Below are 10305 nucleotides of genomic sequence, written 5' to 3' on the forward strand. Positions count from 1 at the left end.
CCACCAGAAGTGGCCTGTTCGATGCATTCGGCTGGAACGGCCCCAGTTCGCCGTGGGGATTGCCGGATCGCCCCGGGGCGATCCGAGCCGCTTGAAAAGGTCCCGGATGAATCGACGCGATTTCGCCAAGCTCGTGCTCGCTGCAGGTGCGGCGGGGCCGATCCCCTTCGGCATCACGCGCGCCGCAGGCCAGACCCGCGGCGGCGTCCTCAACACCGTGATCCAGCCCGAGCCGCCGATCCTGGTCTCGGCGCTCAATCAGCAGGCCCCGACGCTCACGGTCTGCGGCAAGATCTACGAGAGCCTGCTCACCTACGATTTCGATCTGACGCCGAAGCCCGGCATGGCCCAGAGCTGGGAGCGCAGCCCGGATGGCCTGACCTACACGTTCAAGCTGTTTCCCGGGATCACCTTCCACGACGGGTCGCCGATGACCTCGGAGGACGTGGTGTTCTCGGTCACGAAGGCGCTGATGGAGGCCCATGCGCGGGCGCGCGGCACGTTCTCGCGCCTTGCGTCCGCCGAAGCGCCGGACCCGCTCACCGTGGTGTTCAAGCTGAAGGAGCCGTTCGCGCCCTTCCTGCACGCTTTCGACGCCACGACCGCGCCGATCATCTCCAAGGCGCTCTACGAGAACACCGACCTGCGGCAGAACCCGAACAACGCCCGGGCGATCGGCACCGGCCCGTTCAAGCTCAAGGAATGGGTCAAGGGATCCCACATCCACCTCGTGCGTCACGAGGGCTATTACCGCAAAGGTGAACCCTATCTCGACGAGATCTACTACCGCGTCATTCCGGACGCGGCCTCCCGGGCCGTCGCCCTGGAGAGCGGCACGATCCAGCTGACCCAGTGGAACGACGTCGAGGCCTTCGACGTGCCGCGCCTCAAGGCGCTCCCGAACCTCGACATGACCACGAAGGGCTACGAGTTCTACGCCCCCCATCTCTGGCTGGAGATGAACACGCGCATCGCGCCGATGAACGACCGGCGCTTCCGGCAGGCGGTGCTCTACGCCATCGACCGGGAGGCCCTGCGCAAGCGCGTCTTCTTCGGCCTCGGAAAGGTCGCCACCGGCCCGGTCTCCTCGAAGACGCGGTTCTACGAGCCGGACGTGAAGACCTACGCGTACGCCCCCGCGAAGGCGACGGCGCTCCTCGACGAGATGGGGCTGAAGCCCGGCGCGGGCGGCAAGCGGGTGAGCCTGAAATACCTGGTGCCGCCCTACGGCGAGCTGTGGCAGCGGGTGGCCGAGTACGTGCGCCAGTCCCTCGGCAAGGTCGGGATCGACATCGTACTGGAAGGCATCGACGTCGGCGGCTGGGCGGCGCGATGCGGCAACTGGGAGTTCGAGATCTCCGCGCCCTGGACCTACCAGTACGGGGATCCCGCTCTCGGCGTCTCGCGCTCCTACATCTCCACGAACATCCGCAAGGGCATCCTGTTCTCGAACACCTCCGGATACAGCAACCCGGACGTCGACAGGCTGTTCGAGGAGGCTGCCGTGGCGCGGGACGACGCCACCCGGCAGACGCTCTACAGCCGGGTCCAGAAGATCCTGGTCGAGGACGCGGCGGTTGCATGGCTCACGGAGCTCGACTTCCCGACCTTCACCGACAAGCGCATCAAGGATCTCGTCGTCACGGGCAGCGGCGTGAACGACACCTTCGCCCGGGCCTATCGCGCATGAGGACGATAGCCGCCCTGGCCGCCTGGATCGCGCGGACGCTGGCGGTGATCCTGGTCATCGCCAGCGTGAACTTCGCCCTCGTCCACGCGGCGCCCGGCGATCCGGCCCAGGTCATCGCGGGCCAGTCCGGCGCCTCGGACGAGACGCTTCTCCGGCAGCTCCGGGCGGAATACGGCCTCGACAAGCCCTACCCGGTACAACTCGCGACCTATCTGGGCCGGGTCCTGCGGCTCGACCTCGGCTATTCCTACCGGCAGCAGCGGCCGGTGCTCGGCCTCGTCCTGGAGCGCCTGCCCGCGACCCTGCTGCTCACCGGCACGGCCTTCGCCCTGGCGCTCGGGTCCGGGATCCTGCTCGGCACCCTCTCGGGGGTGCGGGCGGGCCGGTGGTCCGACACCCTGATCGGCCTCGTGGCGCTGGTGCTCTACGCCATGCCGGTCTTCTGGCTCGGCCTGATGCTGGTGCTGGTCTTCTCGGTCCAGCTCGAATGGCTGCCGGCCTTCGGCTACCGCAGCGTCGGCACGACGTTCTCGCCGCTGGGGCAGGTCGGCGACGTGCTGGCGCACCTGATCCTGCCCGTCCTGTCGCTCGCCGCGGTCTATCTGGCGGTCTACGCCCGCCTGATGCGGACCTCGATCGTCGAGGTCGCCGCCCAGGACTTCGTGAAGACCGCCCGGGCCAAGGGCCTCACCCGTGGCCGCGTGATCCGCGACCACATGATCCGCAACGCGATCCTGCCGGTGGTGACGGTGGCCGGCATGCAGGCCGGCGCATTGGTCGGCGGCTCGGTGGTGGTCGAGACGGTGTTCGCCTGGCCGGGCCTCGGTCGGCTGGTGTTCGAGGCCCTCAGCCAGCGCGACTATCCGGTCCTGCTCGGGATCTTCCTCGTGATGTCCGTGCTCGTGATCCTCATCAACATGCTGACCGACCTGCTCTCGCGGCTCATCGATCCGCGGATCGCCGCCTCCGCGAAGGCCGCCTGATGGGGGTCATCCGGGCGTTCCTGCGCAACCCCGGCGGGGTGATCGGCCTCGTGCTGCTCGTGGCGGTGGTCGCGGTGGCGATCTTCGCGCCGCTCCTCGTCCCGGTCGATCCCTGGGAGATGGTCGGCGCGCCCTTCGAGCCGCCGCTCAGCCCCGATCTGCCCCTGGGCTCCGACACGATGGGCCGGGACATCGCCGCCGGCCTCGCCCACGGCGCCCGGGTCTCGCTGGCGATCGGCCTCGCCTCGACGCTCGCAGCGCTGCTGGTCGGCGTAGCGATCGGGGCGACGGCCGGATGGTTCGGCGGCCTCGTCGACGCCGTGCTGATGCGGATCGCCGAGCTGTTCCAGACGATCCCCGGCTTCATCCTGGCGGTGCTGCTGGTCGCGACCCTGGGGCCGTCGCTCGCTCACGAGATCCTGGCGATCGCGGCGATCAGCTGGCCGCCGCTGGCACGCCTGACCCGCGGCGAGTTCCTGCGGCTGAAGAACCGGGACTTCGTGCGGGCCGCCGCCTGCCAGGGCGAGCGCCCCGCGGCCCTGGTCCTGCGCCACATCCTACCGAACGCCCTGGCGCCGATCATCGTCACCGGCTCGCTCACGGTCGCCACCGCGATCCTGATCGAGAGCGCGCTGAGCTTCCTCGGTCTGGGCGATCCGAACCTGATGTCCTGGGGCTACATGGTCGGCGCCGCCCGCACGGTCATCCGGCAGGCCTGGTGGACGAGCGTCTTCCCCGGCGCCGCGATCCTCGTGACGGTGCTCGCCATCAACCTCGTCGGCGAGGCGCTCAACGACGCGCTCAACCCGCGGCTTGCCCGGCGGAGCGGTGCATGAGCCGGCCGGTCCTCTCGATCACGGACCTCTCCATCAGCCTGCCGCGGGGCGCCGACCGGGCCCAGGCGGTGAGCGACGTCTCGATCACGGTGGGCGCCAACGAGATCGTCTGCCTCGTGGGCGAGTCGGGGTCGGGCAAGTCGATGATCGCCCATGCGATCCTGGGCCTGCTGCCGCCGGGGGTGACGGTCGCCGGCGGCGCGGTCGCGCTGCGCGGTCGCGACATCGCCACCGCGTCCGAGGCGGAGATGCGCGCCATCCGCGGACGCGAGGCCGCGATGATCTTTCAAGAGCCGCTCAGCGCGCTGAACCCGCTGAAGCGTATCGGCGAGCAGATCGCCGAGGCCATACGGGCCCATGCGCCGGAAACGCCGCGCGCCGCGGTCGGAGCGCGGGTCGGCGCGCTGATCCAGGATGTCGGCCTGCCGGACCCGGCGCGGATCCGGGCCAGCTTTCCGTTCGCGCTGTCGGGCGGCCAGCGCCAGCGGGTGATGATCGCCATCGCCATGGCCAACAATCCGGCGCTGCTGGTGGCCGACGAGCCGACCACCGCCCTCGACGTGACCACGCAGGCTCAAATCCTCACGCTGATCCGCCGCCTCCAGAGCGAGCGGCAGATGGGCGTCCTGCTGATCACGCACGATTTCGGCGTGGTCGCCGAGATGGCCGACCGCGTCGTGGTGATGCGCGACGGCCGGGTCGTCGAGCAGGGCAGCGCCGAAGCGGTCCTGACCGCGCCTCGCGACCCCTACACCCGGGCACTGATCGCCGCGGTGCCGCATGGCAGCGGCCGCCCGGCGCGCAGGACGAATGCGGCGTCGCCGCCGCTGCTCGAGATCGAGGCGCTCTCCAAGACCTTCATCACGCGGCAGGGGTGGTTCCGTCCGGCCCGGCGCGTGGTCGCCGCGGACGGGATCTCCCTCACGCTGTCGGCCGGCCAGACGGTGGCGGTGGTGGGCGAATCGGGGTCGGGCAAGTCGACCCTGGGGCAGATGATCCTGCGTCTGGCCGAGCCGGATTCGGGCCGGGTCCGCTTCGGGGGCCAGGATCTCCTGGCCCTGCGGGGCGAGGCGCTCCGGGTCGCACGCCGCCGCATCCAGATCGTGTTCCAGGACCCGTTCGCGGCGCTGAACCCGCGCCAGAGGGTCGGCGAGGCGATCGCCCGCGGCCCGATGGCCTACGGCGTGCCGAAAGCCGAGGCCGTCGCCGAGGCGCGGGCGCTGCTCGACCGGGTCGGCCTGAAAGCCGGCGCGGCCGAGCGCTTCCCGCACGAGTTCTCCGGCGGCCAGCGCCAGCGCATCTGCATCGCCCGGGCGCTGGCGCTCAAGCCGCGCGTCCTCGTAGCGGACGAGGCGGTTTCGGCGCTCGACGTCTCCGTACAGGCCCGCGTGCTCGACCTGCTGGCGGAGCTCCGCGCCGAGTACAATCTCGCAATGCTGTTCATCACCCACGACCTGCGCATCGCCGCCCGGATCGCCGACCGGGTCGCGGTGATGCAGCAGGGCCGGATCGTCGAGACGGGACCGGCCGCCGTGATCTTCGCCGCGCCCGAGCACCCCTACACACGCGGCCTCGTGGCCGCGATGCCGGGCCGCCGCCTGTTCGGCGGTCTCGACGCGTCGGCGCCCGAGGCGCTGACCGCCTGAGCGCGTATGCCGGTTCGGCGACGATGGCCGGCGGCACCGGCACGGATGATGCAGCGACCGTGTGTTTTTCGAGGCGCCTGCAACTCTCGGGGAGATCCATGGCTTCGGCGAGCGGACGAATTCTGACGGGCGCGGAGGTGAAGGCGCTGTCGCAGCGCTCGGACCTGCGCGGTGCGGTGCGCCTCGGCGCGCATGTCCTGATGTTGGCCGGCTCCGGCTGGCTGGTCTGGCGCTCCGGACCGTGGACGCTGCTGCCCGCCATGATGCTGCTCGGCATCGTGCAATCGGCGCTGTTCGCGCCGATCCACGAGACCATCCACCTGACCGCGTTCCGCTCGCGCCGGGCCAACGCCGTCGTCGGCTGGCTGGTCGCTTGCCCGTCGCTCCTGAACTGGCACTTCTACACGGCCTTCCACCTCGCCCATCACCGCCACACGCAGGATCCCGAGCACGATCCCGAACTCGCGTTGCTGCCTCCCTCCACCCTCGACGCCTATGTCTGGCGCGTGATGGCGCTGCCCTACTGGCGCACCCGTCTCCAGGTGGCCTGGGCCGGCCTGCGCGGCGACCTCTCGGCCTACCCCTTCATCACGGAGCGCGCCGCGCCGCGCATCATCCGGTCGCTCAGACTGATGTGCGCCGTCCTGCTCGGCGTCTCGGTTCTCGGTATGGTGCTGATCGGCTGGTGGGCGCCCCTGGTGTTCTGGATCGGGCCGCAACTCCTCGGGCAGCCGTTCCTGCGGCTCTACCTGCTCACCGAGCACACGCTCTGCACCATGGACGACAACGGCCTGACCAACACCCGCACGACCTTGACCAACGGCCTGATGCGTCTGCTCATGTGGAACATGCCGTTCCACACCGAGCACCACCTCTATCCGTCGATCCCGTTCCACCGCCTTCCGGACGCCCACGCGGCGATGCGCGAGCGCCTCGTCGTGCTGCAGCGCGGCTACGCCAAGTGGCATGTCGGCTTCGTCCGGACGTTGCGCCCGTGACCGGATGGCCGACGGCTACCGGAACCTTCGAACTCGGGGACCTGCCGCTTCAGTCGGGCGCCGTGCTGCCGGGCGCGCATCTGCGCTGGAAGACGCACGGGACTCTCTCGCCTGGGCGCGACAACGTCGTGCTCTATCCGACGAGCTACGCGGCCCAGCATCCCGACCTCGAATGGCTGATCGGCCCGGATGGCGTGCTCGATCCGGAGCGGTGGTTCATCGTCATCCCGGACATGTTCGGCAACGGGCTGTCATCGAGCCCATCGAACACGCCGGACTGGCCCGGCCTCGTCACCGCCTGGGACAACGTCCACGCCCAGCGCCGCCTCATCACCGAGATCTGGGGGATCGCGCGGCTGCACGCCGTCTACGGCTGGTCGATGGGCGCTCAGCAAGCCTACCATTGGGCGGCCCTGTTCCCCGAGCAGGTCGCCCGGGCGGTGATCACCTGCGGCAGCGCCCGCACCGCCACCCACAACAGCGTGTTCCTGAAGGGCCTCATGGCGGTGCTGGAGGCCGCGCCCGAGTATCGTGGCGCCGGCCGCTTCTCGGCCGAGCCCGTCGCTTCGCTGCGGGCCTTCGGGCGCATCTACGCCGGCTGGGCGCTCAGCCAGGACTTCTACCGGGCGGACCTGCACCGGACCGCGCTCGGCGCGCCGGACCTCGACACCTTCCTGCGCACCGACTGGGAGGAACGCTTCGCCCGGCGCCCGGCGGCCGACCTCTACGCACAGCTCCGCACTTGGGACGCGGGCGACATCAGCCGCAACCCAGGCTTCGACGGCGATCTGGCGCGGGCGCTCGGCGCGATCACGGCCCGGCTGCTGCTGATGCCCGGGGAGACCGACCTCTACTTCCGCGTCGCCGACAACGCGGCCGAGCTGCCCCACCTCCGGGATGCCATCCTGCGGCCGATCCCCAGCATCTGGGGCCACCGCGCGGGCAATCCGTCGACCAATCCGGCCGATGCGGCTTTTCTCCGCGACACGGTACGTGCGTTCCTCGGATCATCCGAAGTCATATGAGTGCCGGACGGGCCCAAAACTACCCAATCCAACTATAGGCCGCTCCTCTCGTCAGCCTGGGAGCGGACTTTCCCAAGTCGCACGCTCGGTCGCACACTGGGTCGCACACGGCTGCGGACTATCGCGGTGCGCCTCGATCCGTAGCGTGCCCTTACGCGAATCGCTGAGCGAAACAGCCGTCGCGCTGAATGTCGGCTCTGGAGGAGCGGCCTGATCTGCCTGAATGACTGAGATGGGCGCAAAGCCGAACGTCGGCTTTCGGGCGGCGACCCAACGGTAGCTCTCGACCCATTGCAGGCCTTCAAAACGTCCGCTCACTGGCTGTCTCATTGTTCCTGAGTGACCGAGCTTGGCCTTCTGCGTCCACAGCCGGTGGCACCAGATCAGATTTGAACCATCCCGCCATCGACGAACAGCTCGACGCCGTTGATGAAGCTGGAAGCGTCCGAGGCCAGAAACAGGACGGCCGCGGCGACGTCCTCCGGTCGGCCGATCCGACCCGAGGGGATGCTCGCGAGCATCCCCGTCTTCACCGTCTCGGCTTGATCGCCGCTACCGAACAGCTCGGTCAGCCCGGCCGTGTCGGTCACGCCGGGGCTTACGACGTTGACCCGGATGTGCCTGTCCTTGAGGTCCAGGATCCAACTGCGCGCGAAGTTGCGTACCGCCGCCTTGGTCGCGCTGTAGACACTGAAGGCGGGCGTGCCGGCCGAGCCGGTGGTCGAACCTGTGAGAACGACGGACGCGCCATCGCGTAGCAGCGGGAGCGCCTTCTGGACCGTGAACAGCACGCCCTTCACGTTGGTCGCGAAGATCGTGTCGAAGTGCGCCTCGTCGATCGCCCCGAGCGGGGCGAAACTGCCCCCGCCGGCATTGGCGAAGACGACGTCGATCTGCCCGTGGTTCTGGCGGACCGTCTCGTAGAGCCGATCGATGTCGGCGAGCCGGCTCATGTCGGCCTGCACGCCCGTCACTTCGCCCTTGGTCGCCTCGCCGCCGATTACCGCGACCGCGGCGTCGAGTGCGTCTTGGCGCCGGCCGGTGATGTACACCGAAGCTCCCTCCGCCGCGAACGCCGTGGCGGTTGCGAGCCCGATCCCACTCGTGCCGCCGGTGACGACCACCACTTGGTTCCTGAACCTGTCGTTGCGCTTGATCGCGGTCATGTCTGCCTCCTCCGATGCGGGGAAGGTAGCCGGGGCGGCATCGCCCTTTGATGCCGGCGCGGCGCGATCCGATGACCGGCCGGATCAACCGGCCTGTGAGCTGTCCGCCTGCGTGATCCGCGCGCCCGCATCCCGACGCAGGCTGCCCGGACGGACACCGTACTTGCGCAAGAACGCGCGGCTGAGCGCGGCTTGGGACTGGTAGCCCACGTCGACCGCGATCTGGTCGAGCGAGCTGGTGTCTGTCCGCAGGCGGTGGCGGGCTAGCCCGAGCCGCAGGTCGGCGAGGAACTCCAGCGGCGCCATGTCCACCGCCTTGCGGAAGGCGCGCACCAGGCTCGCCCGTGAGGCGGCGGCGATCGAGGCCAGCTCGTCCAGCGTCCAGGCGCGCACAGGATCGCGCACCATCGCGAGCACCGCCTGCGCCGTCACGCGCTGCCCGATGAGCCGGAGCAGGCCCTCGGCCGACGCGGAGGCTTCGAGGTGGGCGCGCAGCAGCATGATGAACAGCGCGCTAGCGAGATCGCTCGCGATGGCGATCGATCCGGGGCGGATATCGGTCAGCTCCGAGCGGATGCCGGCGACGAGGGGGCTGTATCGGCTGGCCAGAGGCTGCAGGCCGACCCGCAGCACGATCGTGTCGGGCAGCGCCGCCAAGATCAGGCTCTGGGGCGCACCTTCGAAGCTCAGCCGGCCGCAGACCAGCTCGACATCTGGCTCGACCCCAACGGTCGTCTTCAGCCGCAATTCGCCGATCCGCCGGACCGTGGTCACGGACTGCGCATGCCCGGCACTCTCAACCGCGCGCGTGGTGTGAGCGTCGCCGTGCGGCAGAAGCAGGACGTCACCCGCTTCGAGCCGCAGCACGCCGGTCCCGTGGCGGTCGAGCAGCGCGCAGCCCTGCGTGACGATGTGGAAGTAGGCGTGGCCGTTCGGCTCGGGTTCGTGCGGGGACGTCCAGGCCCCGCCCAGGCGGCACACATCATCGAGCACGGGGCGCACGCGCAGGAGCGGCGCGAGCCCGCTCAGGATGTCATCCGTCATCCTGTCCGCCATGACGCTCCTCCGCGGCGCGCTTGATCCGCGCGGTCATGATCCTGCGCCGGGCCGGCATCGCGAGACTCGGCGCCAGAGATCATCTTTGCGGCATCGAAGCAGGCGGTCGTGTCCGCACCCGATCCAGACCGTGACCGGCAGCACCCGACCCGCGTCCATGAGGGTCGAACACCTCCGATTTGGCAAGCATCCGACCTTTTGAACCAAGGAGCCTCGTCATGAACACGCAGATCCGTCAGGTCCTCGGCATCGTCTCGGGGCAAAGATCCAACCGCATCGGCCTGGACGCCGTGCGGGTCGCCATCGCCACCATCTTCATCTGGATCGGGGGGTTGAAGTTCGCTCCCTACGAGGCCGACAGCATCACCCCGTTCGTGGCCAACAGCCCGTTGATGTCGTTCTTCTACAAACACCCCGACCAGTACGCGCAGCACCTCACTCACGAGGGCGAACTCAAGCTCGCCGAGCGCGCTTGGCAGGCGGCGAACGACACCTACGCGTTCTCGAACGGCCTCGGGACCGTCGAGATCGCCATCGGCCTTCTGGTCCTCGTCGGGCTGGTCTCGCGCCGCTGGGGTCTCGTGGGCGCGGTGCTCGCCTTCCTGACGCCGGTGGTCACGTTGTCGTTCCTGGTGACGACGCCCGAAGCCTGGGTGGCGGCGCTGGGCGATGCGCAGCACGGCTTCCCGTACCTGTCCGGCGGGGGGCGCCTCGTGCTGAAGGACATCGTTCTGATGGCTGGCGCTTGGCTCGTGGTGGCCGACGGGGCCCGCGCCGTACTCGAACACACGGCTCAGACCTCGGCGGATCGTGCCGGCCTGGGCGCTCCCCTCGCGACCGCATCCCGGACCTAGCACTACTTTGGTAGATTGAGGGAACGCTGGAGGTTTTTGCGGATTCGCCTG

9 protein-coding genes are annotated in these 10305 nt (G+C 69.5%); 7 read left to right on the forward strand and 2 right to left on the reverse strand.

The genetic code is table 11. The features are described from left to right. Positions 1-106: 106 nt before the first annotated feature. The 6 genes from MFF40_RS24615 to MFF40_RS24640 all read left to right on the forward strand — a co-directional run bounded on the left by MFF40_RS24615 (position 107) and on the right by MFF40_RS24640 (position 7178). Positions 107-1690 (forward strand): ABC transporter substrate-binding protein, encoded by a 1584-nt coding sequence (locus MFF40_RS24615; protein WP_238262589.1) that lies wholly within the window; start codon positions 107-109, stop codon positions 1688-1690. After that, on the forward strand, positions 1687-2673 hold the full coding sequence (locus tag MFF40_RS24620) for an ABC transporter permease (RefSeq protein ID WP_058192320.1): 987 nt from the start codon (positions 1687-1689) through the stop codon (positions 2671-2673). The genes MFF40_RS24615 and MFF40_RS24620 overlap by 4 nt, the downstream gene beginning before the upstream one ends. Further along, positions 2673-3509 (forward strand): ABC transporter permease, encoded by an 837-nt coding sequence (locus tag MFF40_RS24625; RefSeq protein WP_147853915.1) that lies wholly within the window; start codon positions 2673-2675, stop codon positions 3507-3509. Before MFF40_RS24620 ends, MFF40_RS24625 begins: the two co-directional genes overlap by 1 nt. Then, a complete protein-coding gene (locus tag MFF40_RS24630; RefSeq protein WP_238262591.1) occupies positions 3506-5155 on the forward strand; it encodes an ABC transporter ATP-binding protein in 1650 nt (549 codons plus the stop codon). The genes MFF40_RS24625 and MFF40_RS24630 overlap by 4 nt, the downstream gene beginning before the upstream one ends. Positions 5156-5253: 98 nt before the next feature. After that, positions 5254-6153: a fatty acid desaturase gene (locus MFF40_RS24635; protein ID WP_187277660.1), complete on the forward strand. Its 900-nt coding sequence runs from the start codon at positions 5254-5256 to the stop codon at positions 6151-6153. Beyond that, entirely contained in the window at positions 6150-7178 is a 1029-nt protein-coding gene (locus tag MFF40_RS24640; protein WP_147853907.1) for an alpha/beta fold hydrolase, read from the forward strand. The genes MFF40_RS24635 and MFF40_RS24640 overlap by 4 nt, the downstream gene beginning before the upstream one ends. Positions 7179-7561: 383 nt before the next feature. Here MFF40_RS24640 and MFF40_RS24645 read toward each other — a convergent pair whose 3' ends face one another. Both MFF40_RS24645 and MFF40_RS24650 read right to left on the reverse strand, forming a co-directional pair. After that, positions 7562-8344 (reverse strand): SDR family NAD(P)-dependent oxidoreductase, encoded by a 783-nt coding sequence (locus MFF40_RS24645; protein WP_147853708.1) that lies wholly within the window; start codon positions 8342-8344, stop codon positions 7562-7564. Positions 8345-8428: 84 nt separating this feature from the next. Then, positions 8429-9400, reverse strand: coding sequence for a cupin domain-containing protein (locus tag MFF40_RS24650; RefSeq protein ID WP_147853707.1), 972 nt, complete (start codon positions 9398-9400; stop codon positions 8429-8431). A gap of 218 nt (positions 9401-9618) precedes the next feature. Here MFF40_RS24650 and rclC point away from each other — a divergent pair, with 218 nt between their 5' ends. After that, positions 9619-10254: a reactive chlorine resistance membrane protein RclC gene (gene rclC, locus MFF40_RS24655; protein WP_281406470.1), complete on the forward strand. Its 636-nt coding sequence runs from the start codon at positions 9619-9621 to the stop codon at positions 10252-10254. Positions 10255-10305 lie beyond the last annotated feature (51 nt).

Origin of the sequence: Methylobacterium mesophilicum (assembly GCF_022179445.1) — a bacterium.
GTDB lineage: Bacteria > Pseudomonadota > Alphaproteobacteria > Rhizobiales > Beijerinckiaceae > Methylobacterium > Methylobacterium mesophilicum.

Coding starts and splice junctions, on each gene's coding strand:
- rclC (WP_281406470.1), top strand. CDS start 9,619: ATGAACACGCAGATCCGTCAGGTCCTCGGCATCGTCTCGGGGCAAAGA.
- MFF40_RS24650 (WP_147853707.1), bottom strand. CDS start 9,400: ATGGCGGACAGGATGACGGATGACATCCTGAGCGGGCTCGCGCCGCTC.
- MFF40_RS24625 (WP_147853915.1), top strand. CDS start 2,673: ATGGGGGTCATCCGGGCGTTCCTGCGCAACCCCGGCGGGGTGATCGGC.
- MFF40_RS24630 (WP_238262591.1), top strand. CDS start 3,506: ATGAGCCGGCCGGTCCTCTCGATCACGGACCTCTCCATCAGCCTGCCG.
- MFF40_RS24635 (WP_187277660.1), top strand. CDS start 5,254: ATGGCTTCGGCGAGCGGACGAATTCTGACGGGCGCGGAGGTGAAGGCG.
- MFF40_RS24645 (WP_147853708.1), bottom strand. CDS start 8,344: ATGACCGCGATCAAGCGCAACGACAGGTTCAGGAACCAAGTGGTGGTC.
- MFF40_RS24620 (WP_058192320.1), top strand. CDS start 1,687: ATGAGGACGATAGCCGCCCTGGCCGCCTGGATCGCGCGGACGCTGGCG.
- MFF40_RS24615 (WP_238262589.1), top strand. CDS start 107: ATGAATCGACGCGATTTCGCCAAGCTCGTGCTCGCTGCAGGTGCGGCG.